Consider the following 25,052-nt stretch of genomic DNA (forward strand, 5'->3'; position numbering starts at 1 on the left):
ATTAGTTTCTTTTGTAATCTTTATTGCTACAGAATCTAATATCTCATATTTTTCAATAATATTAGATACTTCTTCTTTTGTTAAGAGTCTCCATTCATCAGTTCCATTCTTTTTAAACTCTAGTGTATGAGAGCCACGATCTACCCATACAGGAATTCCAAATGTCATTCCAACATATTTATCCATTAAAGCTAAACATTTATCAACTAATTTCCTATATTCTTTAGCTTCTTCTTTTCTCTTTTCTAATTTATCCATCAATTTTTCACCTTCATTATTATCTTGATTACACATCAATTGGAACAATTCTTCATAACACTCAGAACATAAATAAATCGGCTGTGTGCTAATATATTTTCCATTCTTATATTCAAACACAATCTTCTTCATGCTCTTATCACTGTCAGAATATTTCCTACATTCAACACATGATCCAAATTCATCTGGCAGATCTGCCACATTATATATTTTCATAATTATATCACACTCCTTATTCTTCTGAAATAATTTCCACCGCAGCTTCATAAAATCTGTTGTATAAAGTTGCATTGGTTTTAATAAGCTGAGATTTAGACACTCCATGAGCATACTCATCCCAGTTAACACCATTCTCTGTCATCTTAGTATAGATTTTCCGATAAACAGACGTTCCACCTTTAGATTTATTTCCAATATGATTGGCATAATTGGTAATCTTAATCTTCATTTCATCCCAATCAGGTTGTGCATTTTCTTTTCTAAACTGTCGCAGAAGTTTTTCCAACACACTTACCAGTAGGTCAGGATATTTGTCATAGCAAAGATCAATCGTTGGTACATTACCTCTTTCACTAATGTTGTATTTTTCTTTGTATTCTTTCCGATCCTGTTCCCACACAATTCCATATGTGTTGGTTAAATAGTTATACGCTTCTCTGAGAATATCTCTCGTGGTAGTTCCTAGTTCATCTGATTCTTTCAAAATATCATTAATGATTGAATAGACGTTAGACTTCCATTCATTGAGCTTATATTCTGCAATAACACTTTCCGTATCCACTACTGGAATATCTTTCGTAGGTTTACCGATCTGCTTATACAGTTCTTTCCGCTCGGCTTTCATTTCTTTAACAATATCCGCCAGCTGATTAAATCCCTTGATAGTAACCTTATACAGACGTTCGTTGTTTCTTTCCATCTGCTTCATAAGTTCTGTCTGCTCTGTAAGAAACTGCTCTACTGTCGTTACTGGAGTTCCTGTTTTTAAATTTCCATGACGATAAGCTTCAATCACGTCCCATACCCAATCCATAAAAGCATTTGCCTTCGGTTGTCTGCTATGTCTACAAATTTCCATTACTCCACGTTCACTATATAGAGTTAATAATCTTGATGTTTCTATATTAGTTGGAACAGGGGGTTCAATTCGTACCCCTGTATCTCTATTAATAACCATAGACCATTTATCAAGTCGTTCTTTGTTCCGCTTATGAATTTGCTTGATGGCATCTCCATTGTCATTATATTCTAACGCCTGTCCGATCTGATTTCTTGTCATCCAAATATTGTCGTCAGCACTATAAAATTTACACGCTATATCGTTAAAAATTTCCGTTCTAATCAATTCTAAGTTCATTCTTCATCTTCCTTTCTAAACTGTCTTATTTTTCTCTATACTCATTATTTTCATATGCCATAATTCCGTAAACTAATAGAAATAAAATCAACATTTAATTCCAACTATTAGTGTGTCAATCGTAATAGAAACCTATTCTATTCCTATTAGTTCTCTATGTAATCAACACCTTATCTATTAACAATTATATGCTTAGTTAATCATTAGTTTGTGTATAATAAATTTGACAAAGAACCGACCTGCCAAATCGGTTCCTGTCAAATGTTTTCGTAAAATAAAAAGAACCTTCTGCTCGGTTCTTTGCCAAAATTATTATATGGAATTAAATCAGCTGATAAATAAGCATTCCGAAAGCTACGATAACCCATAATGTCGTAATTACTTTCATAGGCTTCATAATAGCTTCTAATATTTCCTCTAATATGTCTATATATTTGCTTAAATATACCTTATTATGTTCACGATCAATTTTTCTTAGCGATAACCAAGCTAGGAAAACAATCACATATAACACAAAAGATATTCCGCAGAACTGTTCAAAGAAATGAATAATCTGTTCTAATTCCATACTTCATCATCCTCATCTTCATTATCATATAAATTTTCCACTGGTGCTGTCTGTTGGAACATATCTGTTGGAGATAGGTTTCTAGCTTCACACATTGCACAAAAGACTTTCAGTACCTTATCCCATTCATGTTCTTGAATCCACTGTAGAAATGGTTTCTTTCCACGTTTCTTAACATCAATCTGATATTTGTATTGCAAGTTCTTATACAGCTCGTTCCACATAACAGAGAATTGTGTTCCTGTAACCGCAGCTAACTTCCTAATCCCAGCGTTCATCTTGTTTCGATCATCCCACGTTAAAATTTCCGCTGCTAATAGCTTATTATCATTCTGCAACTTCTGATTCTCTTCTTTGAGTTCTTTGTTTTGTGTTCGTAAATCAGTTACCATAGCAAGCTTGACGTCCTCAGAAAATGATGGAAAATAATGTTCAATAAACTGTGACTCTTTCCCAAAGTCAACTGCACCGCCTGTCTTACGGATGTTTCTAAGATATTCTTTAATCTGTTTCTTCATCTGCTTTGCGATAGGTTTGCGTGACTGCATACACACTTCATAGAGTCCATCTTCTGTGAGGAACCAAAATGGATTGATGGTCTTTCCAGTAGAATCAATCTGACCTAAATTTGACCCGCTAACATTATTAGCGGTTAAGATTTTGGTCTTATATTTTTCTTCTGAATCAATCGCCTGTAACATTTTATCCGTTCTATAACTTCCATCAGGACGTTTACTATAATCAATCCATTCTGCCACGTCTTTAGCCAAGAATAACGGATCTTCAATGCTCCTGTACAAGTCAATTCGTCTGCCTAAAATTTCCGTTGTGTCAACAAGCTTAACGCCTGCCTCTACCTGTTCTTGTTCTCTCTGTTCTTCTATCGTTATATAATCATTAATGAAAACATAATACCTCACGCTCTCGGCAAGTTTTGAAGTTTCCATTAGTAGAGATAATCTGATCAAACATTTAAGAGTAAACACCTTAGCACCCTTATAGCCGAATGAGATATTCAATCCGTTCGGATACGTTACCATGATTCTTCCCTTCTGTTTTTCCGTTGTTGCGTCCTGACCGTCAATGATCTCTTGTACTGTCTTAACTTCCATTCCATCGTCTAAAAACTCTTTGCGATACTTCGTACACAACCTCTTAACCTCGTCAACATTTCCATCAAAGAATCGTGCAACCTGTTCCGTAGTGATATAATCTCGTCCAGGGAGCCACGGAATCGGCTTAATCGTAACCTGTTTCAAAAGCTCTGTGTTTTGCACCAGTTCATCTCTCTTTGCTTTGTCCAAAATTGGATCGCAAGGGATTTCCATTTCGTTTAGATTCATAATTAATTCCACCTTTCTTATGTAAAAATTTGTATTAAAAAAGACACTCTGGAATTTTCCATAAGTGTCTTAGTTACCTATATTCATTTGTATTTTATCAATATAATATTTTCCATCCTATCTTCCGTTCTAAAGATCGGAAAAGAACTTATAAATTCCATACAGAATAGCAACAAATGCTATAACCATTAAAATTCCATAGCCACCACCTAAGATAGCTCCTAACATATATTCCAAACTATCCTCTGGAATCATAAAAATAATTATTAATAATAAAACCAATGGCATAATTTTACTCTCCTTTGCTAAAAAATAGGCACTATTAAAAGTGCCTATTGACAATAAATTAATCGTTTTTATATATACTATTTATTATAATTTGGTCTATCAGTAACATTCAATACTTGAATAAGTGCATCTTGTAACACTTTAGAAACATTAATTCCAGAATGTTCTGCTTCATAATTTAACCAACTAGGTAATGCAACATTTCTTCTTACAGATTTTGTATCAATTTTTCTTCGATATTCTGTTGAATCAATATCAACCAATGAAATAATAGTTTCTCCTTCATCAAAAAATGTGCTTTTCGCAATATCGAGATCTGTAATATTTGTTGGTTTAGGAATTTCCACTTCTCTATCTTCCATAGAAACACAAGTTAATTCCATTGCATCTCGTGCCATTTTAATGGCATCCGACATATCTTTTCCTTCCGTTAATACATTTAAATCTGGTGCCTCAATTAAATATTTTCCGTCATCGGTTTTTGTAAATAATACAGGATATACTGCTTTCATATTTTCACCTCTATTCTTATATATGATTGCAAACAAGATTTTCCAAGGACAGGCTGTTTTATAACAGCCCATTCCTTCTTAGAATACCTCTAGCAAGTCGTTCATCAACTTCTTTATGTCTAGGAACTGATTCTGATATATCTCCTTTAGTGTAGATATCATGGTTACTACCATGTCTATCGAAGATAAATCCGCCTGCTTTAAGCTTCTTGATTAAATCTTTCTGCTTCATTGTATTGTCTCCTTTACTTACTTATATTATACACAATATCTACACAATGTCAATAGTTCATTACACATTTTTTACACAATTTCCTGTGATCAAATGGACATTTAATTTTCATCATCAACAACATTCATACAAACTTCTCGTGCTTCATCCCAAACATTACGGGCAATCGTTTCAATGCGAATTGCTTCTGTTAATTCTTCTGCTTCTTCTTTTAATCTTTTATACTGCTTATATGACATTTCTTTTGTATAGTTTTTTGCTTGCATTAACTCCAAATTAACATTTTCCAACTTTTTGGTTAAATCAGATAGATTTTGAGACGACTGTCTATATTTAAATCTTATTGCCGCCATCATTTCTGTATCATATTTTTTATCATTCATAATTTCCATCTCCTATCTGCAAATAGATCCATCTGCATTGACAAGCTTATTTTCCATTTCTTCGTTGTTCCCTGCGATATTCTGTAACACATAATACAGTGGATCATCTTCTTTAGACAATTTTCCAACGCTTTCGGTCAACATTTCCATATCCTCTCTGTAGTCATCAACAGAACTATCATAATCCATGTCTAAAGACATATTGAATAAAATATTTGCAATTCTCTTTTCTTCTGATCCGTTAATAAGACTTATAACATTATCAATGTCATAACATTCTGTAATATAAGGATAGCACTTTGCTTTCCATTCAAAAGACGTTTCATATGGTGTTACATGACTATGACAATCTACAATATCACACACATAACCTTCCTTTTCCAATACTTCTACCCAAATTGGAATATCGGTATCGTTTGTATATGCGTTACAACTTTCTACTTCTAATGCTTTTAATCTTTTCGCTGGTACGTTTGTTCTAAAAATAACTAACTCTCCATCCATTCCTGGGCTATCAGATAAAATAATTAATCTTGTTTTATTTTCCATTGTTCGTCACTCCTGTTCATGTGATAAAACTTTTCTTTCATGATTCATAGTTTTTCAACAAGCTCGAATTCTCTTCATCTCAACATCTAATCATTACCTAAATCATCAAAATGAATTCCATATTCATCGTAAAATTCTTCTTCATCATAACAATCAGTGAGATCCTGGGTGTTTGGATGTTGCCAATCGACAAACCCAAATAATGCTTTTGCGAGTTGTACATTGCCATTGCATTCTTTTAAGAAATCATTTCCTGTATAACAATTTTTTAAAATATCATTTAATTCTTCATCTGTTGTTGCAGTATTCATATTTAATTCATTCAGATAAATGTCTGGAACGTAGATGATATTATCAGATATTTCAAATTCTCCTTTATAAATCAAACACTCTTGACCATTAGTAAAATCAAAAATTTCTTCAAGGCATTCTCCATGTTTTAATCTTGCTTTTAGCTCTTTTTTGTTCATAATTTCCACCTCTATTCTTCTATAAACTCTTTTTGATTTTTATTCTTTCACATTCAGGTATTATCTTAATAAATTCATCACAATTTGTAAGCCTAAAACTCAATTCAATCCAATATTGCTTATTGTTTATATCTGTACAACATGCTTCTAATTTACAATCATGTCTTGAATAAAACGTCAAGCACAGTTCAATATTTTGAACAATAGCATCTTCTGGAATATCTTTATCATCTGCATATATTCTTAGTAAATCATCAATTCCGTTTTGATCTAACTCGTAACTATAAAATACCTGACAAGGTTTATCTGTAACATCCAATTCGTTAAATGTAATTTTTGTAAAATCTAACATAATCTATTTCTCACTTTCTATCATTAAATCTGCATTTTATTATCCGACCAGTTCTAAGTATCCAGCTTTCATAAGATCCTCTTTCTGTGACAATGGCTGCGGTACATACTGCATACCCTTTTCTCGATCGTAGTCGTAATACCACACACCGTATTCTTCAATTGGCTCCAGGATATGAATTGCAAGGCTAACTTCCATCACGTTAACTGCTTCAACGCAAGCGTTCTTCATATCTTCAAGGCTACATAATGTGCTGTATTGTGGTTTTAATTTTTCCACAAAATCTTCAAAGTCTAATCTTTCATACTCTTCTCTGCTAATTTTCATTCGTTCTTACCTCGTTTCTTTTAATCAATCAACTCTATATCACCATACTCAATAAGATCTTCTTTTGTTCTAATTGGTTCTGGCGTCTCTAATGTACCCATTGTACGATCATAATCATAAAATTCTGTCAAATATCCTGCTAACAACACATCAAGGATATGTGACGCAAGATAATAACTTTCATCATTAACACTTTCGATTACATACAACCTCAAATCATCTTCTGTACATATCGGGCAATTATTATCCATTGCCATTTCCATTACTTCTTTAAAACTTTTCTCTTCAAAATCTTTTCTACTCATTTCTAACATCGTTCTTACCTCATTTCTTTCCATTAAAAAAGGAAGATACATTTCTGCATCTTCCTAGATTACTTTGTTCTTGTATTAAATTTTCCGTTAGTCTTTCTTTCCGATAAGCTGAATAATACAGCCAAAATCTCCAGCACGATATACTTTAATTTTGTCTGCACTATAATCTGCCGTCAATCCTTCATCATCATAAACCTTAAGCCATGCCTTGAATCCCGATGATGTTTCAAATTCCATCTCTAAGGTATAGTGATCTCCGATCTTTGCGTTCTCATCAACGACATAAGCATTATATCTTCCATCACAGCCAAAATTTAAGATGTTCGCCTTCAATCCGTCTTTTGTTGTGCCTACAAAAATTAAAGCTGCGATATCACTATCTCCGATAAATTCTCTATCGTATTCTTTATATGACTTCATATTTTCCACCTTCCTATTCTTCATAATTTTCTAAATCCCAATGTTCTTTTAAAAGCTGGATCACAAACTCAGGATATCCCATAAAATAATAACTATCATATGCTGATTCTATCTGATCTTCATCCCAGCTTTCATCATCATATCCGTTTTCGTCTGCCCACGTTTCAAAATCCATTGCCGTTTTCTGAAAATCTTTAACCTTATCACTAATCCGTTGCAAGTCGTTCTCTTCAATCGTGATTAAAGGTTTTCCGTAGTCATCGTAAAGATCTTCCCACAAGTCATTATTCCATTGTGACTTTAGCTCGTGCTGGATATAAATGTTTGTTAATCCGTTTACGTTCCATCCTGTTGTAGCTACTAATTTTCCAGTTTCTTTCTCTGTACCATAGAACATTCCAGGCTTCACACAAAATCCACCGTAGGAGGCGTGTCTAAAATGTTCAGGCAAGATCAATTCTTTAAACTCGTACATAATTTCCTTCTTTCTGCCTATTTAGGACTTTAAAATATTAACAGTTCTCTTATATTATACACGATAATTTCCATCGTGTGAAGTAGCGAGGGCGGAATTGAACCGCCCGATAAAAGCACTCTTTTATCTACCATACGCCACCGTTTTCCGTTCCAATACGTCACTACCATCAATCAGTAGTACAGTCATTCCGTTCATTTAAAGTGACTATTAGCTTCAATAGTCGAGTCTTTCCGTTAGTGTGTAGTCTGCTTCATTACAGACAGTAAAAGCCTTTAATTGGCTATGTAACAAGCTATGCACGACACATAGAGAAATTGAATAGATTAGCTGGATCTTCTTTTAAAATTTCCGTCATGCCATCAATTGCTTCTTGTTGTGTTTTGTATTTCCGAAAAATTCCGAACGTATTCTTATATAATAGGAAGTATTTGTAACCATATAAGCCATCATCTTTTCCAGCGTTCGGAGGATTTTCCGTAAAGTATAACGTGTTATACTTGCGTTCTACGTGGCACACAAGTGCTGTCATTGTCGTTCTGCGACTCATTTTTTCCACCTACTTTCTTGACCATACACAACCAATTAATTCATCGTTATTATCATATTCAAAAATTTCTTTTATCATTGGATTATTCCGTGCTTCTAGTTCTGCATCATTCAATGTGTATTTCACACCTAAGCAACAATCTTTTCCGTTTTCTAATGAGTACCACATTCTTTCCACCTACTTTCTATCTATAATAAACATCTACATTGTTCTTATCATCGTGTGACCAACTAGATCCAACGTATTTTCCACTGTTACCGCAATCTTCAAGATCGTATTCACAACATAAGTCGTTATACTCGTCAGGTGTATCACAAAAAATTTCCGTTCTACCGTCAGAATATTCATTTCTTACTATCATAATTTCCGGCTCCCTTCTATAATCTTTCCATTAATTCTACCGCTAACATATATGCTACATACTTCCACACGTTCACATATCCGTTCAGATCTTCCAACTTACATTGCATAGCTGTATGAATCATTCCATCACAGAAGCCTTTACACTTAAGTTCTGCGATAAGATCACGTTTTGCTATCGGTGGCAAGGCTGACACTCTGATTTTTCCAATATCAAAAGTGTTATGTTGTTCCTTCTCAATTGTCTGAATTACTACCATGTTTGTTCTTGTCATCTTTAAAATTTCCATTTGATATACACCTTCCTTTTTATAAATCATTTCTTAATGTTGTTAAATTCCATTCAATAAATGACGAATCATCGTTTACTTGTTCAATACGTGCAAAATTTCCATCATCGGATATATTGACAAATAATCCATAATCACTATAATCCTTTTCAGAAACACTCATATCAATTTCCAATTCTCTACATTCTATGTTCAATTCATCCTGATATTGTTTTCTAATAAATGCAACCGCTTCTTCTTCTGTACTAAAAACATAAAGCGGTGAATCACAATCAAAACTATAATAAACAGATACAAAGTATAAATCTTTTAAGTTCTTTTCCATTCTATCGTTCCTCCTGGTTATTTCCACCAATTTTTATATACTTCTATAATGTCATCAGAATTATTTTCAAAATCTTTTCCATGCTTATAGATTGATATATCAGTTGCTTTAATCTCATCACTATGTAACCACTTCATAGCTTCTCTAAGTTGTGCATACCCGTAAACTTCATAGCTATCCCTATACCCATTCTTATCTTCATAATAGATAAGATACGTTGCACGATGATTCATTTCTTCCACCTTCTTCCTATGCCGTTTCTTCTTTTTCGTACTCTTCACGATCCTTATAGTACATATCTAACAGTTCTCTATACTTCTTTTCGCTGTCTGTCATGTACAGTTCGTTGACACTAGACCATTCATTCAAGCCTTTTTCTAAGATCATCACGTACTTTCTTAGTTTGATTCTGCCTAACTTTAGATTGTTATTTCCAACACTGGAGAAATAATTATCTTGTAAGCACCCCACAAAATATTCATCAAGGAAATCCGCTAAAGCATCGCAGATATTTTCCACTGTACCGCTAGAAATAATCGTTCTATAGTCTTTCATTCTATGCCACCTCCATGGATTCTAATGTAAACATAAAAGCTACAACTTCTCTATCACTAGAAAGAATATCGCCCCTATAATTATTAAACTCTTTAACAAAATCTAAATGACTTTCTATAAAAGAATCACCAGCTTCAAGTGCTTCTGTATAACCAGCTACTTGATCGTAATTATCATATAAGAAGCCATATTCTTCATTGAATTTTTCCAAAAATGCCTTGATATTAATATTAATTATTTTATTTTCCATAATGCCATACCTTCTTTCTATGCTGTAATCAGTTCATAATCTTCCAGTAGCGTCATCAAGCAGTAGCGTCATCAAGTTTGCTTTTTTCCATCTATGTAAGACTCGATCGCCCGTTTCATTTCTGATAGGTTTGGCAAGCTGATTTCCATTGTGATCTTTTTTCCATTGCATAAACTGTTTTACTGAATTGTGATAGTGTCCATCGTTATGGACTTCTATATATTTATTCTCGTTGTGTTTGTTTCTGTATATAGTAATCGTTGTCATACCGTTCTACCTTCTTTCTTATTCTTCTATATCTGTATCATCAAAAAATCCAACACACGCAAGCATATAGACAGCGGTAATCATTAATAAAAACGCTTCTAGTATGAAGGCTCTAGGGATTCTTATAAACGTAACAATAGCCATCGCAATCCATACAATCGCAATGACTATTTCTGTTAGTTTTGGTTTATGTAATTGTATTTTTTTCATTATTCTTCCTCCCTGGTTCTTTAATCGTTCCATACTGTACCATCTGCTAAAAATTCCATATCATTAAAAAGCGGATCAGCTTCTTCTCTATCAATTTCATAGAAATAATCGTATCCGCTTTTTTCAAACATTCCACAAATATTTTCAAAATATTCTTTTGCAAGTTTGTCAAACTTCTTAAGAATATCTTTATTGATTATAAAATCAATTTCATTTTCTTCTATCTCATTTTTCAAACAATCAATCATATAATCATATATATCCATCTCAAAAGCTCGACAAAAAGATGATCTGTCATTTCTCAATAAATCGAATTCATAAAAGTCTGCGATGTCATCAGCTTTCTTAAGATATTCAATTTCCGATTCTGTCAAATTATCCTTGATACGTTCTAAGATGTCTAAAAATTCGATTTTTCCATAAAGGTTGAATCCATCCCCTTGACAAAAATTCAATGAATATTGAAAGTCTAGATCTTCCAGCTTGTAAACAGTGTCTAACGCATCACGAACCATCATCGAAAAATCTTCGGGTGTGTGATAGGTTTCTAAAAACCATTTATCCGCTTTTTCTTTTGCTTCTTTTGATAGTTCGTTATATCTATATACCTTATATTCTTTCGTTGCTATTCTCATAACTTTTTACCTCCTACTCGTCAACTCTTTCTATCATAAAATTTCCACCATGATATAGGTTCAATCCATGATTGCCACCAGTGATATATGCATCATCCGTGATCCCATCACGTTCTATATCATCATCTGTGACAAATACACCCATGCATCCATCACGTTCCAGCTGATCAATTGCAATATCTAAGATTGCACCATAATCCGTTGTAGGTTCGTCAACTTCTACAAGTTCACTATAATAACCGAAAATCACTTTATATTTTGTCATAACTTTCCTTCTTTCTGCCCTTTACGGGACTTTATTTCTATTTATAGGTTCAATAAAATAGACAAGCCAAAAAAACGACTTGTCTATAATATTCAAGCTATAAATCTATTCTAATAGAACTCTGAAAAGTCAATAGTATCATGTAAATTATCAACTTTTTCATAGTATACGTTTTTTAGTTCGTTAAAAGTATCTACCCACGGCATATCTTCAAAACACTTTACCGCTTGTTGTAAACACCATTTACGGGCTAAGGGGCTTAGGTCACATACTGGTTTTGTTCCTTCTGCCGATGGGTCAAAAGAATCATAAGTTGCAATAAACTTTTCTAAGGTTGGAAGTTTGAGTGGCTTCTTGAAGAACTCTGCATTTTTCTTTCTTCTGTCTGTTTCTTCATTAAAAAGTGCTGACGGTTGGCCAACCGTCAGCACTTTGATTTCATTATCGTCATACACGTCAATATATAAATATTGTTTCATAATTCAAACACTCCTTTTATAACATTTCTTTTAACTGTTCAACGATAATTGCGTTCGTTTCTTCAGTTGCTAAGTAATTCCAATTATCATTGAATTCTTCAATTTCATACATATCAGAAATTACATCTTCTCCGACGATATAATAAAGCATATTGGCAAGTTTTTCAGGATCTGAAATATCAGTTGTTACTTCTCCGAAGTTTAATTCTTCGTAGTCCTTGACTTTCTCAATCGCTTTAAATACGTCATACTGTTTTAGTGCTTCCTTTGCTTCGTAAGTTCCAATAATGTAATAATTAGTATTGAATACTTCGTTATGTAAGTCACAATAATAACCATCGTAACCGTTTTCTAAACACTCGATAATATTATTCATTGCTTCTTCTCTTGTAAAATATTTTTTTGTTTCTGTCATGATAATACCTTCTTTCTTAGTTACCCGACTTACATTTCTATAAAAGCGGGATTTTGTTTATTTGTTGCAATAAAAAAGACACAATCTTTTTTTTTAGATTGTGTCTTAATTGGTTACTAGTTATAGCGTATTTTCAAGATACGCTATTTCTTGATCAAAGATCATCAATGATCTTTTTAATGATCTTAGTTGATCAAGTTTTTTTGCCCATGATTGTAAATACATAGGCATGGAAAGTATTTCATTTCCAAAATAATATGCATCTGAAGCATAGCAATCAAATGCATATACTCTTTTTTCAATTTTTGCAATCATTTTGTCGATTGCATTAATATTTAAATATTTCATAGTTGTTTACCTCCTTGATACTACGACCAACTTTTCAAGGCTGAATTTTTTGCAAGTTCATGAATGACTATAAATAGCGGTGTCTTAGACAGTGGCGTGGCGTAAAGCGTGCATACTAAGCAAAGTGTTATTTATAGCCCATCATCGACCTACAAAAGAATTATGAAATCGTAATCAGTGGATTTACTGGTTGATTCATTGTTAATCTTTGGGTTTTGATGTTTTATTCAAAAAAGATTTTTCAGAGTGTTTTATAAACACTCTGAAGTTATACCGTTCAATGTAATGTATAGTGTTTGCGTTGCTGGTGTCTCCCGACATTAGCCATACATACTAACTAATGGGTTATTAGCTAAATAACCTTAATGTCACTTATTGCATCGGGCGACACTCTGCCCTATCATCTTTTTTACATGGGTTATGGCGTTACCATGAGTTTTTATAGAAGTGTTCTTTTCTTCTTTTATTCGGTTGTGTCTAACCGTTTTAAATAGGGATTTAAAAAGTCTGAATTGACTTTTTAGAAAAGATATGGTATCCTAGAATTGTCTAGGTTCAGGGATACCGAAATCCCAAAGATGATATAGGCAGAAAGCCTTTTTTGATTAAGGCTGAACGCCTTTATCATCTTTTTTTATTTAATTTTTGTAACCAGCTTCATAACTGGTATCAAGTTAATCAAGATTTTTAAACTCTGCCGATCAATCAAGATGGCTTTTATTTTTTATCTCTCTCTTAACTTGTCTTTATTATATCATGCATTTACTTGATTTGTCAAGTATTTATTTGATTTATTTTTTGATTTGTTTTAAAATCAAATTATGATATAATATCAATTAGATACTTGATTTATATCTTGTATCCTTTTGACAGTTATAATTATACAATACTTGTATTGTTATGTCAATACTTTTTAAATAAATTTAGGAGTTATTTTATATGTATAATATTGTAAAAAATCAAGATGATTTTATCTTAAAAATTAAACACTATATGCTAGATAATAATTTAAAGCAAAAAGACATAGTAGTTGCAACGGGATTATCTAAACAAACTATAAGCAATCTTTTAAACGGTAGAAGTAAAAATATGACACTTGACACTCTTTTCATGCTTTTAAATGCTTTAGATTGCAATCTATCCGTATCTTTAGATAAGAAAAAAGGAGTTATATAATTATGATTTATATAGATAACACTCAATTAATCGCAACTATTAAAGAATTGCAATTAAGAAAGAATTATACACAAAAACAACTTGCGACGGCTATTGGTATCTCACCGGCTAATCTGTCTAATATCCTAAAAAACAAAAAGTCGTTGACTTTTGATGATGTCAATAAAATTTGTAATGGTTTAGGCTACAAATTGGACTATCGTTTTATAGATACAGACAACACCAGCAAAGACACCAGCAAAGAAGATCAATAATAACGTGTACTTTATTGTATGTACCTATAAGCACTTATACAGTTGTTTAAATGCTTTAGAATAAACGTATGTAAGGATCAGTATTATTATATAGAAGAAACACGTATAAAACAGTATTGTAAATACAATATATAAGTATATCTGTTATAGTATAGTGTATAGCACTTGTCTATGTCGTAGATGTACTATTATATAGTGCTATGTATATGTACTATATTTATATGTTATGTATAGCTGTATGTTGTGTATAGTTATATGTTATACTTATATATGTACTTGTATAGTTATCGTAGTTTGGATCTAATCTAAAATGATAGTACGAGCTATACTATTGTGTTATGTTTATTAAGTTGTTTGTTTAGTTTTGATAGCTTGATCTTGTATGATTGCTATATATCAATTTGTTTAGTTTGTATTTTAATTTGTGTAGTTATTGCAAGTGCTGGAAGTCTGCCAAACATCGAACACTTGTTTGTTTAGTAGTGTAGCACTGTTTTATTGTGCTGTCAAGTGGTATAGATTATGGGTATAGATAGGTAGTTTGGTATAGAGTGAAGTTATGGTGTGGTGTTTTGGTGATTTGTGAGTGAGTGTGATTGTGTGAACGCTCGTTTACTAATAATTTTTATTTTATTAATAATTATTAATTTTTATTAATGCAGGGGATATATTGTTAACTTGTACGTTTTGTATAGTTAACAATGATAGAATATGATCTGTTTTGATTGTTTGTGATTGTAAACTTGTATCTTTATGTGGTTTACATTAATAGAAATTTGTTTTTCGTGTTTTGTATTACTTTTTATTGTTTTGTATTGATTGATAATTGTAAACTTTTGTGTTGCAGTTAGTTAACAATAGTCGTTTACTGGTAGTCCGATATCGGACTATAACGACACGTACAATATATTGTACAGTTTGTGTATTATCCCAAACAACCATAGCTACAGTATCCTATACCCTATCACATAGTACCCTGTACTACATGGAAATAGTTGGAAATTATCTGCACTCTGTCTCCTGATCTGCCCACAAATTACTGTAAATGATTTACCAAATCTATTTGATAAAATTATAGTATTTCAAATAGATTTTTACAATTTTAACCATGTAAAAATATGGTTGTGAAAGATCTTAGACCAGCATAACGGGGGTAGGTTTACATTTACAAAAATGGAAACTACTACCATTTTGGCAGGACGTGTTCAATCACCGTGTCAACTAAAATTTTTCGACCCCCTGCCATAAAATCCCAACTTTCCCAAGCAATTTCCTACACTTTCCTAGATAAACACTTTCTGCTAATCGAAAACATGTCTTCGGAGGTGTCGTCGAGCGAATCGTTTATTTTACTACTCTTTTTTCAACGCTCTCAGAACCCCTTCTTTCAAAAATCGCACTTTTCCAAAAAATCAGCCCAATTTTCCCCTTTATTTTCCCCAATTCCCTCGACGACACGTTTTTGTTTTGCGTCATTTCATGCAGATTTTACCCTCAAAAACCTAAGTAATTCCTTATATTTTTCACACCAGATTTTACACAGTTTAGCACAATTTATCGAAACATGATTTTTGATTCCTCTCGAAGCATGATTTTGACCATCAGCACCCTCACAAATCCCAGTAAATCCCTACATAAACTACCTATCAACCTTTGCACAAAACTACTCCCAGAAAAATGCATAAATTCGACCTATCATGCTCTAAACTGATTTTATCTCCATATTCATTCGCACAAAATAATCATCACTTACACTTTATAATTACTACACTTTTTAACGATTAGCCTACACTTTTGCGGAACCCTTCTATATAGGGTCGTAACGAAAACGTACGCAAAATGACATAAATCACATATAAATACTAAAGAAAACAACAATTACAACAATTACCTTTTCTCTCTTATCTCAAGCAAACAAGCAATTTATTACGCAGTTTAGGAGAGACAGGATAAGCATCAGCGTTCCTTCTCGACATTGCTACCGCAGGTAAACACTTTACAATCAAAATATGCCTCTTCCATTTCTCAGCAAATCATGTTATACTTCCATTGAGGGATTAGACAACCCTTGGCATCTACGCCAAAACGGACACAAAAAGATGATATTAGTGGGATTCAAGTTGACACTCCCAGATAATGTATCTGCAAATGCATTATCGAAATTTATGCTCAGGGAAATTTCTCTGGGCATATTTTTTTACAATTAACAATCTCTCATTGCAATAAAATATCTTACATGATATAATCGTGTATATGGCATTGAACAAGACATTCAATGTATTCCATGTATCAATAAAAATAATCCCTCGTAAGGCAAAACATTTTATAGGATGGAACCCCTTGAACTATCAACCAGATTTGTGACAGATAGTGAACACAAGAAATCTATCAATCAGATACTTAACCTTGCAAGCAGGGATTATTTTTATGCAAAAAATTATCTCTCATACAACCCTATAAAAAATCACATTCTACAGATCATAAATCCATTTTACCTATCTACCCTAACAACTCTCCATGACATACCACAAAATCCATATTTGACGAATATACTCTTCTAAACATTGAGAATCACATATAAGTAGCAACCACTGTTATATCAGATAATCAGCACACACCATCATGTAGCAGATTCCCAAATCAGATATCTACCACAACCCATCTTAGATCCACGGCAAAATATCTCTTCATTATACCCTTAAAAAATGTACTCCGAGAGAGCAAATTTCAATTCTACTATCGTACCCTAACAAGTTATCACCAGAACATATAAAATGGAAATTAGTACCCGATTTCTCATCTAAACATTGTAAAAGTACCCTTAGCAATTTTACACATAACCCATATTGCACACTCATACCACGTAGGGGGTACACTTTACATTGAAAAGATCATTATCTGCTCTAGTATATATTGTATGTGAAAAAGTACAAGGATATTTCCTATGAAAAAATACACCTGATAGATCATAAATCCATTTAACACCTCTTCCCTACCAACAATACCAATTTGCCCATAGAATGGAAATTTAACATGAAAAACTCTTCTAAATATACAGAATCTAATATAAAGAAACATGCCACAGTAGACAAACATCATCTTCACACATCTTACCTTTAAGTGCTATTGACAAGCAGTTAAAGATATGCTAAAATACCAATATGCTTTAAAAGGAAACAAAAAAAGAAAGGATATATACTGTGAAGAATACAAATGATTTTACAAGTAATCGCAATGAAGAGACAAAATTTTCTTTTACTTTGCCATCAGGCATTACATCAAATATGATATGCCAGATAATCAATGATGATAATCTGTGTAAAGATTCTCTCAGAGAATACATATTGGCAGATACCAGAAAAGAAATTGCAATGAAGATTCATGATTACTGGAAAGATCATTCTGAGATATTATATCCAAGATCTTCAAGATCATATATGTGGTTATACTACAATGAGATAACCAGAAAAAAGATTACAGACATTGCAGAAAGAAAATATAAAACAATTATCATATATGATCCGCATGATGAAAAATAAAGAAAGGAGAAATGAAAAAAGATGACCAATACAATTGCCAAGACAGATAACACAGGTAAAAGGAAAAGACAGATGAAAGATCAAAAAAGAAAAGATGAGCGCCAGCGAACACGGAATTTTTTCGTTGAGTGAGCGTCAGCGACCGAAACAAAAAATAGGGAGAGAGAATATTTATATTCTCTCGTGTTTTATATGTTAATAGTTTTATATGTTAACAGTTTTATATTCTAAATGAGACCGTTTTACTACCAAAATTATCTCACACATTTTTTTACATTATGATAAATTTGTATGGTGTAATTTTTTGTGGTGTAGATCTCATTGGTGGTAAAATATCGGTTTACAATAATTTACATATACAAGGAGATATTTATTATGAAAGTAAAGATTAACCCACCAGCAAGTAGCCAAAATTATCACAGAATCCCTGAATTTTTACTCTATGATCTAACCTATGGATCTAAAAGAATATTATTTCATATCGGGTTTAGGAACAATACTTTAACATATTGGAGTGAAAAACAACAGCCTATAATCTATCATCCATTGGTGTTGGCTAGATTTCTGCATTTTAAAGCAAATTACAATAATAAAGGAATTGTTAATCAATTAAATTCGTTTGTGAGAATGATTGAAGACAAAGGTTATATTAAAGAAATTGATTTTGAAACAATGAAAACATTACGTCTCTACAGTATTCTAAACAAGGAAGAAAATAAATTATATAATCCAAAATCAAAATATGGAATTATTTATAATTTTGAGTTCGAACATTTACTTAATTTACATAAAAATAAACAAATGCCAAATAATGTCGAGGTGTGGAACGTATTACTTGTACTTGCTTATCTGCGAGAACATATCGTATTTCGTCCATCTCAAGATTATAATTCAAAGAAAAATAGAAAAAAGAGACCAGAAACATACGTATCGGCAGAATATATTATTGCAGAAGAACTTGGATTACATAGAACGACCGTGTCAAAATGTGCTGAAGCACTTGATGAAATCGGAATTATTCATCATGAAAATCTAGTTCGTGTGATTCCAGGTACTGGCGCAATTCTGAATGGAAGAACACTTTTTGCAAATAAATACAAATATGATGGCTTTCAGGGATATCGCCTAGATTCAAACTACGATTATAAAAAAGAAGTTGAAGAAATTAAACGTCAGTTAAAACCTTATGGAGAATACGGTCGCACTACTTCTTCTGATTTAGAAACCCTTGATTAATCGCTTTGTTGGCAGCATTGTGAGTAATCAAGCAAACACAAATTAAAAATTAACTAAACAATAATATATATAACGAAAGGATCTAAAAATTTTTCATGACAACACAATTAAATACAGAACTCAAAGACTTATTGACTACTTCTGATCGTATCTCATTTGAGAACATGACGCAAGAACAGTTTGCAGTAAAACTTGCAGCACAGAGACTACGCACTACTCCTTCTCCAAAGAAAAGATTAAAAAGAAATGATGGTATTCGAGCAAGAGATAGTACAACAGATACCGTAGTCTATAAGCCAACGCATGACCAGTATTATCGCATTTTCATCAACGATATCTTGAGTAACATTCGATCAGGTGGCACTGATTATTGTTTCAAATGGTATCAAGTGAAAGAATTGTTGCGGTTTCATAAACACACGTTAATATGCAAAATGGTCAGAGAAAGCATGAGTGCTCGTGACATTTATTTTAAAGTATCTCTTCCCAACGATTGGCGAAAGATTGAGAAGAATATTATACCAGAACAGTAAGAATGAGTTGCTGAAATACATAATAAACACAAATTAATAATTAAACTAAACAAATACATAAATAAGGAGACTTTTAATGAAATCCAGAAAATTTAATAAAGAAAAGTATGCAGAACAGAAGGCAATGAAGAAAAAAAATCGTCCACAGCGTAGCTACAAAAGCCTTGGGACAATCATTATAGTTCCGATAAATGGGCGAAAGCATAAGATTCTAGCCACTGCACAGCACAATGACGAAAATGGTAAAGATGACGAAACTTTTACTGTAACACTTTCAATTGCCAAAGAGACAGGAGATTTCCCAATTTGGCATCAGTTTGAAGATGATTTACAGATTAAAGCAAAGAGATATTCTCTTAGATCGGCTCTGATGGCTAAGATAATTGAGCTTGAAACAGCTGGTGATCTTGATATACATATTGAATCTGCTGATGCTATCTACAAGCTTCTTGAATGTGCAGGTGATTACCTAAGCGGTAAGTCAAATACAGTGGAGGTGCAGTAGAATGATAGTTTTATCTACGATTCTGATTGGCGGTGCCGTACTGTTTTGCGCAGGGATGTGTCGTTCTGCTGCTACCAGAGAAATGATTACAGAAGATATCTATTGTCAGATCAAGGCAGAAAGTTTACATAAAAACGCTTTCAGGAAACCAAGAACTGAAATGGAACGGATGACAGACATGATTTTTAAAGAAAGCGAGGATGATGAATAGAATGGCATTAGATAAACAGATTCATGTACATTCTGTGGATACAGGACATTTTTACACAGAAAAAGAAAAGGCTTTACATAAGCAAAATATGTACATTCGACAGGAACGTGCAGCAATACATAATAAGTTAAAAGATTTAGAAAAACAAGCAAAGAAACAAGGTTTTTCTGATCAGCAGATTAAAAATATCGAAGCAATTCATATGCGAAGACAAGACATTATTGACACAATATATGAGAAAAAGTTTAAAGAGTTAAGACAGTCTGACGATATACTTGATCAGATTCAATATTGGTCAACGCTTAAAAGTTATAAAACTTTCCCTGCGAAAGACGTTAAAGAAAAACTGCTACTAAGGCTCAAGCGGGCGGTTGATACAAATGTAAATCTTGCAAAACATGGGCATGAAGATCGAGTAAAAATTCGATGTTTTTATGAAAAAGACTTGAATGACACAAATACTGTGTCTCTGTTTGAATCATTTTTAAGTAGGACAATTCAAGCAGAAACCGATATGTTATGCGAAGATTTAGTTATTGTCCAAGTATATTACTTCGATATTTTCAAAGATCTTTGTTTTCATGGTATGAACTACTGCGATAAAGATGGCGTGATTACAAAATATAGATACTTCACCTCTTCTGCTGGTCAGATTCGTACAAAAAAAGCTGTATTTATCAAGGAAGAAACATGGCAGAAATATGAGAAAACATTAATGTGTGGACTCACAATCGACAAAATTAATGATGAAAAACATCAAGGGAACAATGTTAACAAACACTTAGCCTACCTTGCATTGACTAATTCAGCGACTGATTTATGGGCAGATTTTGACATTGACAAATCAATCGTTGTAGATGATATGGAGACTATGGTTTCAGGACTTTTTGATTCTATTGATGATAAGACGTATGAAATTAAGAGGGTTTCTTCTTCTGTTCCAATTCCTCACATGGACGGATGCGGAATCGCAGACCCAAGTGTATTAAATGCAAATGCAATGGTGCGTATCCCTTGGATCAAAGGACTTCTTGGGAAATTTGCATTTATTGAGCTGATCAAAGAAAAAGGTTGGTCGCCAATTATTACAGATATTTACGGCAAAGAACATAATGTTATTGAAGAAGATATTAAAATAATTTTCACAAAGAGTCAGTTTAAAATGTGGAAATATTATGATTCATGGGAAGAATATAAACAATATTATCACGAATTTGGATGTACCGCAGGCTTGTGTAATGTTGAGGAAGAATACATAAAAAATGCTTCTATAAATTATCAGATGTTGCAGACGCTCACTGATATTACAGATACAGAAATTGAAACATTGAGTAAAAGATCAGTTAAAAAAATCTCTACACTTTGTGATTCTGTACAACATATGCAGAGAACTTTGGGAATCAATCCATATAATACTCACATGACACCTTTTCAGGAAGCTGTAAAAATCTATCCAAATTTATTAAATGATACATATGCGAAAGACACTATCAGAGAAATTAAAAATAGTATGCTGAAAAAATATCGCAGTGGAAAACTAGATGTTTACGGAAAATATACTTTCTTAATTCCAGATTTATATGCAGTTTGTGAATACTACTTTGGACATATCGAAAATCCTAAAGGATTGCTTGATGATCATGAAGTGTACTGCAAGATGTTTCCTAAAAATGATAAGCTTGATTGTCTGAGAAGTCCTCATTTATATAAGGAACATGCAGTTAGATTTAATATTGCTTACGATGCTTATGGGGAAAGAAAGGCTGAAATTTCAAAATGGTTTACAACAAATGCATTATATACAAGCGTGCATGATTTAATCTCACGAATTTTACAATTTGACAACGATGGAGACAAGGCATTGGTGGTCGCAGATAAAAATTTCGTTGATATTGCAGAAAGAAATATGAATAATGTTGTACCTTTGTATTATGAAATGAAAAAAGCAAAATCTGTTTTGATTACTCCAGAAAATATCTATAATGGATTGATTCATGCTTTTACTGGCAGTAATATCGGACCTTATAGCAATAATATTTCAAAGATTTGGAACAGTGATATTTTTGTTAATGGGTCTGAGGAAGATAAACAAGAAGCCATTGACACCGTAAAACTTTTGTGTATGGAAAACAATTTTGTCATTGATTATGCAAAAACTTTATATAAACCTGTTCGTCCTGAAAAGGTTGCTAAACAAATTGCAAAATTTACACAGAAGAAACTTCCTCACTTTTTTGTGTATGCAAAAGATAAGATGGAATCTCAGGTAGAAGAACGAAATCAGAGTTTTGTTAATAAATTATATGATATTGTTCCGAATGTGCAGATTAATACACGGAAACTTAAGATTGATGAAATTGAATACGATAAAATGATGTTCGATGTTAATACAAAAGTTGATAAAAATGTCATAGAAATCTATGATCGACTGAATAAACAGTACAGATATAAATTCAATATTGTTGATGAACGTGTGGCAAACGATTCATTTGTAAAGCAGACGATTTTAAAAGAATTTGAAAAGACTGGATACTCTGCAATTGAAATCACAGACATGTTGGTTAAACATCTGTACTCTAAAAACAAACGATACAAACAATTGTTGTGGTTTGTGTATGGAGAATACATTGTTGAAAATTTAAAACATCATGTTGTAATCAAACCAACAAAAAAAGTACAATGCGTTGATTGTGGAGAACTATTTGAAGTGTACGTTCGTAATGCCAAAAAAGTACGATGTGATTCTTGTCAGAAAGTTTTTAGAAAACAATTTCAGAAGGAATTAATGAAGAAAAGACGTCAAAATACAGAATGTTAGCTTTTGATATTGGGTTAAAATGTTCTGAATATTCAGAACTAAAAAATTCTATTTTTTCAAATGTCCTGAATATTCAGAACACGAAATGTGTGTATATGGAGAAGGTATTAAAATGTACCGGAAAGCCAAGATAAGGAGATAAATTTGAATTTAAACAAAACAGATTTATATAAGCAGGTAGCGAAAAAGTGTAATGTTACAAAAAATGATGTTACAAAAATCTTAAAATCAACAGAAGAAATTGTTTTTGATTACCTTGCACATGTTGAGGAAAATGAACTGCGTAAGGTTTTTATTATGAATGGACTTTGTGCAGAATCAAAAATCGTACATCAAAAAGAACGAGTGGTTCCTAGTAGTGGGGGACTTACTCAAGAAGATCGCATTATGTTAACTGCTAAAATTTCAAAAAGATATAAAGATAAGATTAATCAGAGCAGATAAACTCTCAAAATACCAATTTGCACTTCGTGTAAATGCTCACGCTGTTTGCAGCTAAAGAAATTTCACACCGTGAGTTCCGAGGTCTATGTCATCAAAAACAAAAAATCAGAGATGGTATCCGAGACTTGCAACTGTTCTATTAATATAGTAGACCTCCAGAGGAAACTGAAAAGCAACCAAAGGAGAAATCATGAAAAAGAAAATTTCAATTATCACATTAGTTATGGCAATACTGTTGGCAGTTGGAGGATTCACTACTTCTACTGCTGTCTCTGCGAAAAATAAAAAAGTCAAATGTTTGGGAACATACAAGATTACTGCATACTGCGGTTGTCGGTCATGTTCTGGTAAGTGGGGAAACCGAACTGCTTCAGGTCGCAGAGCAAAACAAGGCAGAACCATTTCTGTTGATAGGAGAAAAATTAAGTTAGGTACTAAGGTAAGAATCAATGGCAAGACCTATGTCGCTGAAGATGTAGGCGGAGGCGTAAGAGGAAAGCATATCGACATGTACTTCTCTTCTCACTCACAGGTTAAGAGATTCGGCAAAAAGTACCGTAAAGTATATGTGGTAAAGTAACAAAAAGCTAATTTTATCACACGTAAGAAATATCGCCTATAGGGCATCAATGAAGATATTTTGGTGAGCATGGGATGCCATGCAAAACATAGAGGCATAAATTATAGGGAGCGTACGCCCCAGCGGATATTATTGTTCGTATATCATGTCAATTGCCATAGGATATTTGGCGACAAGTCATCAACCCTAATATGTTGGACGCCTTTTAGTGACATGATATTAATTTTGAAATTATAAAACATTGCACCTTGCGTGCCCAACAAGAAATGAAGTGATCCGACTAAGATCGGTGGATTTATGCTATTAGCAGATAAAAGAAAACACAAATCGTTGAAAGAGTGATGCCGAAGTACAAGGTGGAACTCGTGTAGAAACTTGCGATACTCTAATCCAAGGTGTTTTGATCGCACAAAGAATGTGTGTCTTTTTATAGAGTGGTCTACAAATTTACACTATTAAGTGTATGGTATATTCTGGAAATTTTATATTTCACTTATCTATCTGATAGGTATACCAAAAGTGAGGAATTTTTCACTCACTAAAATATGTGTTGATTTCGATATCAAAAACAACACAAATACAGAAAAGTGATACGATGTCTCAGTTCGAGTCTGAGTCGCAGCGTTAGGTTGTCCTACAATGTCCTTCGGGCTTGTGGGCTAATATCCGTGTTTATCCCGCTAAGGAGGCGGATCTGACTGTAAATCAGATGGCTTCGGTCACGAGTGGGTTCGATTCCCTCAACACGGACGATTAGATCTGAAATGCATACGATGCGCAGATCAAAGAATATGCGAACGCCCTGATGGCTAGTGAATATCAGAAACGTATACCTCTACTGATATTCTGAGGAAGTTCATCACTTCTATTCGCCTTGAAAGTATCTCAAACTCCTACGTGGATTGAGGTCGAATTTAAAATTCTTCTTACACACAAGAATTTTAATGATCAGCATTATA

39 protein-coding genes and 1 tRNA gene are annotated in these 25,052 nt (G+C 32.9%); 11 read left to right on the forward strand and 29 right to left on the reverse strand.

Annotated elements, in window-relative coordinates:
- From KE503_RS06210 to KE503_RS06350, 29 genes are all read right to left on the reverse strand, one after another.
- Window positions 1-474: hypothetical protein (locus KE503_RS06210; RefSeq protein WP_212384728.1), on the reverse strand; the 474-nt coding region annotated here is incomplete at its 3' end.
- 16 nt (window positions 475-490) lie between these two features.
- Complete coding sequence (locus KE503_RS06215; protein ID WP_212384729.1) at window positions 491-1,615, reverse strand: BRO family protein; 1,125 nt, start codon at window positions 1,613-1,615, stop codon at window positions 491-493.
- A 322-nt stretch (window positions 1,616-1,937) separates the two neighbouring features.
- Window positions 1,938-2,183: a hypothetical protein gene (locus tag KE503_RS06220; RefSeq protein WP_212384730.1), complete on the reverse strand. Its 246-nt coding sequence runs from the start codon at window positions 2,181-2,183 to the stop codon at window positions 1,938-1,940.
- Complete coding sequence (locus KE503_RS14490; protein WP_249182987.1) at window positions 2,174-3,526, reverse strand: BRO family protein; 1,353 nt, start codon at window positions 3,524-3,526, stop codon at window positions 2,174-2,176. Before KE503_RS14490 ends, KE503_RS06220 begins: the two co-directional genes overlap by 10 nt.
- A gap of 129 nt (window positions 3,527-3,655) precedes the next feature.
- A complete protein-coding gene (locus tag KE503_RS06230) occupies window positions 3,656-3,814 on the reverse strand; it encodes a hypothetical protein (protein ID WP_212384731.1) in 159 nt (52 codons plus the stop codon).
- Between the two features lie 77 nt (window positions 3,815-3,891).
- Window positions 3,892-4,326 carry a type II toxin-antitoxin system HicB family antitoxin gene (locus tag KE503_RS06235; RefSeq protein ID WP_212384732.1) on the reverse strand — a complete coding sequence of 145 codons (435 nt, stop codon included), beginning with the start codon at window positions 4,324-4,326 and terminating at the stop codon, window positions 3,892-3,894.
- Between the two features lie 58 nt (window positions 4,327-4,384).
- Window positions 4,385-4,558 carry a type II toxin-antitoxin system HicA family toxin gene (locus KE503_RS06240; protein WP_212384733.1) on the reverse strand — a complete coding sequence of 58 codons (174 nt, stop codon included), beginning with the start codon at window positions 4,556-4,558 and terminating at the stop codon, window positions 4,385-4,387.
- A gap of 101 nt (window positions 4,559-4,659) precedes the next feature.
- Window positions 4,660-4,941 (reverse strand): hypothetical protein, encoded by a 282-nt coding sequence (locus KE503_RS06245; RefSeq protein ID WP_212384734.1) that lies wholly within the window; start codon window positions 4,939-4,941, stop codon window positions 4,660-4,662.
- Between the two features lie 12 nt (window positions 4,942-4,953).
- Window positions 4,954-5,490, reverse strand: coding sequence for a hypothetical protein (locus tag KE503_RS06250; RefSeq protein WP_212384735.1), 537 nt, complete (start codon window positions 5,488-5,490; stop codon window positions 4,954-4,956).
- Between the two features lie 86 nt (window positions 5,491-5,576).
- A complete protein-coding gene (locus KE503_RS06255; RefSeq protein WP_212384736.1) occupies window positions 5,577-5,960 on the reverse strand; it encodes a hypothetical protein in 384 nt (127 codons plus the stop codon).
- 19 nt (window positions 5,961-5,979) lie between these two features.
- Window positions 5,980-6,312 (reverse strand): hypothetical protein, encoded by a 333-nt coding sequence (locus tag KE503_RS06260; RefSeq protein WP_212384737.1) that lies wholly within the window; start codon window positions 6,310-6,312, stop codon window positions 5,980-5,982.
- A gap of 39 nt (window positions 6,313-6,351) precedes the next feature.
- On the reverse strand, window positions 6,352-6,639 hold the full coding sequence (locus KE503_RS06265) for a hypothetical protein (RefSeq protein WP_212384738.1): 288 nt from the start codon (window positions 6,637-6,639) through the stop codon (window positions 6,352-6,354).
- A gap of 20 nt (window positions 6,640-6,659) precedes the next feature.
- Window positions 6,660-6,953: a hypothetical protein gene (locus KE503_RS06270; protein WP_212384739.1), complete on the reverse strand. Its 294-nt coding sequence runs from the start codon at window positions 6,951-6,953 to the stop codon at window positions 6,660-6,662.
- 87 nt (window positions 6,954-7,040) lie between these two features.
- The gene (locus KE503_RS06275) at window positions 7,041-7,373 is read right to left on the reverse strand and encodes a hypothetical protein (RefSeq protein WP_212384740.1); all 333 of its coding nucleotides are present in this window, start codon (window positions 7,371-7,373) and stop codon (window positions 7,041-7,043) included.
- A 13-nt stretch (window positions 7,374-7,386) separates the two neighbouring features.
- The gene (locus KE503_RS06280; protein ID WP_212384741.1) at window positions 7,387-7,848 is read right to left on the reverse strand and encodes a hypothetical protein; all 462 of its coding nucleotides are present in this window, start codon (window positions 7,846-7,848) and stop codon (window positions 7,387-7,389) included.
- Window positions 7,849-8,143: 295 nt separating this feature from the next.
- Window positions 8,144-8,398, reverse strand: a complete 255-nt coding sequence (locus KE503_RS06285; protein ID WP_212384742.1) for a hypothetical protein — start codon at window positions 8,396-8,398, stop codon at window positions 8,144-8,146.
- Window positions 8,399-8,407: 9 nt separating this feature from the next.
- Entirely contained in the window at window positions 8,408-8,566 is a 159-nt protein-coding gene (locus tag KE503_RS06290) for a hypothetical protein (protein ID WP_212384743.1), read from the reverse strand.
- 209 nt (window positions 8,567-8,775) lie between these two features.
- Complete coding sequence (locus KE503_RS06295) at window positions 8,776-9,048, reverse strand: hypothetical protein (RefSeq protein WP_212384744.1); 273 nt, start codon at window positions 9,046-9,048, stop codon at window positions 8,776-8,778.
- A gap of 19 nt (window positions 9,049-9,067) precedes the next feature.
- Entirely contained in the window at window positions 9,068-9,373 is a 306-nt protein-coding gene (locus KE503_RS06300; protein ID WP_212384745.1) for a hypothetical protein, read from the reverse strand.
- A 17-nt stretch (window positions 9,374-9,390) separates the two neighbouring features.
- Window positions 9,391-9,606: a hypothetical protein gene (locus KE503_RS06305; RefSeq protein WP_212384746.1), complete on the reverse strand. Its 216-nt coding sequence runs from the start codon at window positions 9,604-9,606 to the stop codon at window positions 9,391-9,393.
- Between the two features lie 16 nt (window positions 9,607-9,622).
- Complete coding sequence (locus KE503_RS06310; RefSeq protein ID WP_212384747.1) at window positions 9,623-9,928, reverse strand: hypothetical protein; 306 nt, start codon at window positions 9,926-9,928, stop codon at window positions 9,623-9,625.
- Window position 9,929: 1 nt separating this feature from the next.
- The gene (locus KE503_RS06315) at window positions 9,930-10,178 is read right to left on the reverse strand and encodes a hypothetical protein (RefSeq protein ID WP_212384748.1); all 249 of its coding nucleotides are present in this window, start codon (window positions 10,176-10,178) and stop codon (window positions 9,930-9,932) included.
- Window positions 10,179-10,211: 33 nt separating this feature from the next.
- On the reverse strand, window positions 10,212-10,445 hold the full coding sequence (locus tag KE503_RS06320) for a hypothetical protein (protein ID WP_212384749.1): 234 nt from the start codon (window positions 10,443-10,445) through the stop codon (window positions 10,212-10,214).
- Between the two features lie 18 nt (window positions 10,446-10,463).
- Entirely contained in the window at window positions 10,464-10,688 is a 225-nt protein-coding gene (locus KE503_RS06325) for a hypothetical protein (RefSeq protein WP_212384750.1), read from the reverse strand.
- Window positions 10,676-11,290, reverse strand: coding sequence for a hypothetical protein (locus KE503_RS06330; RefSeq protein ID WP_212384751.1), 615 nt, complete (start codon window positions 11,288-11,290; stop codon window positions 10,676-10,678). The genes KE503_RS06325 and KE503_RS06330 overlap by 13 nt, the downstream gene beginning before the upstream one ends.
- A 13-nt stretch (window positions 11,291-11,303) precedes the next feature.
- A complete protein-coding gene (locus KE503_RS06335) occupies window positions 11,304-11,555 on the reverse strand; it encodes a hypothetical protein (protein ID WP_212384752.1) in 252 nt (83 codons plus the stop codon).
- Between the two features lie 110 nt (window positions 11,556-11,665).
- Entirely contained in the window at window positions 11,666-12,034 is a 369-nt protein-coding gene (locus tag KE503_RS06340; protein ID WP_212384753.1) for a hypothetical protein, read from the reverse strand.
- A 16-nt stretch (window positions 12,035-12,050) separates the two neighbouring features.
- Complete coding sequence (locus KE503_RS06345) at window positions 12,051-12,449, reverse strand: hypothetical protein (RefSeq protein ID WP_212384754.1); 399 nt, start codon at window positions 12,447-12,449, stop codon at window positions 12,051-12,053.
- A gap of 120 nt (window positions 12,450-12,569) precedes the next feature.
- Window positions 12,570-12,797: a hypothetical protein gene (locus KE503_RS06350; RefSeq protein WP_212384755.1), complete on the reverse strand. Its 228-nt coding sequence runs from the start codon at window positions 12,795-12,797 to the stop codon at window positions 12,570-12,572.
- Between the two features lie 939 nt (window positions 12,798-13,736).
- Between KE503_RS06350 and KE503_RS06355 the strand changes: the two genes are divergently transcribed.
- The 11 genes from KE503_RS06355 (at window position 13,737) to KE503_RS06405 (ending at window position 24,843) form a co-directional block, all read left to right on the forward strand.
- Complete coding sequence (locus tag KE503_RS06355) at window positions 13,737-13,973, forward strand: helix-turn-helix domain-containing protein (RefSeq protein WP_212384756.1); 237 nt, start codon at window positions 13,737-13,739, stop codon at window positions 13,971-13,973.
- Between the two features lie 2 nt (window positions 13,974-13,975).
- Entirely contained in the window at window positions 13,976-14,227 is a 252-nt protein-coding gene (locus KE503_RS06360; RefSeq protein WP_212384757.1) for a helix-turn-helix domain-containing protein, read from the forward strand.
- Window positions 14,228-17,427: 3,200 nt separating this feature from the next.
- Entirely contained in the window at window positions 17,428-17,766 is a 339-nt protein-coding gene (locus tag KE503_RS06365; protein WP_212384758.1) for a hypothetical protein, read from the forward strand.
- A gap of 375 nt (window positions 17,767-18,141) precedes the next feature.
- Window positions 18,142-19,002 carry a hypothetical protein gene (locus KE503_RS06370; RefSeq protein WP_212384759.1) on the forward strand — a complete coding sequence of 287 codons (861 nt, stop codon included), beginning with the start codon at window positions 18,142-18,144 and terminating at the stop codon, window positions 19,000-19,002.
- Between the two features lie 95 nt (window positions 19,003-19,097).
- On the forward strand, window positions 19,098-19,535 hold the full coding sequence (locus tag KE503_RS06375) for a hypothetical protein (RefSeq protein ID WP_212384760.1): 438 nt from the start codon (window positions 19,098-19,100) through the stop codon (window positions 19,533-19,535).
- Window positions 19,536-19,611: 76 nt separating this feature from the next.
- On the forward strand, window positions 19,612-20,040 hold the full coding sequence (locus tag KE503_RS06380) for a hypothetical protein (protein WP_212384761.1): 429 nt from the start codon (window positions 19,612-19,614) through the stop codon (window positions 20,038-20,040).
- A gap of 1 nt (window position 20,041) precedes the next feature.
- Window positions 20,042-20,251 carry a hypothetical protein gene (locus KE503_RS06385; protein ID WP_212384762.1) on the forward strand — a complete coding sequence of 70 codons (210 nt, stop codon included), beginning with the start codon at window positions 20,042-20,044 and terminating at the stop codon, window positions 20,249-20,251.
- A 1-nt stretch (window position 20,252) separates the two neighbouring features.
- Window positions 20,253-23,069, forward strand: a complete 2,817-nt coding sequence (locus KE503_RS06390) for a hypothetical protein (protein WP_212384763.1) — start codon at window positions 20,253-20,255, stop codon at window positions 23,067-23,069.
- Window positions 23,070-23,213: 144 nt separating this feature from the next.
- Window positions 23,214-23,513, forward strand: coding sequence for an HU family DNA-binding protein (locus tag KE503_RS06395; RefSeq protein ID WP_212384764.1), 300 nt, complete (start codon window positions 23,214-23,216; stop codon window positions 23,511-23,513).
- Window positions 23,514-23,703: 190 nt separating this feature from the next.
- The gene (locus tag KE503_RS06400; protein WP_212384765.1) at window positions 23,704-24,093 is read left to right on the forward strand and encodes a 3D domain-containing protein; all 390 of its coding nucleotides are present in this window, start codon (window positions 23,704-23,706) and stop codon (window positions 24,091-24,093) included.
- A 666-nt stretch (window positions 24,094-24,759) separates the two neighbouring features.
- Window positions 24,760-24,843, forward strand: a tRNA-Tyr gene (locus KE503_RS06405).
- Window positions 24,844-25,052 lie beyond the last annotated feature (209 nt).

Origin of the sequence: Anaerostipes sp. Marseille-Q3525, from assembly GCF_018223505.1 — a bacterium.
GTDB classification, from domain to species: Bacteria; Bacillota; Clostridia; order Lachnospirales; family Lachnospiraceae; genus Anaerostipes; species Anaerostipes amylophilus.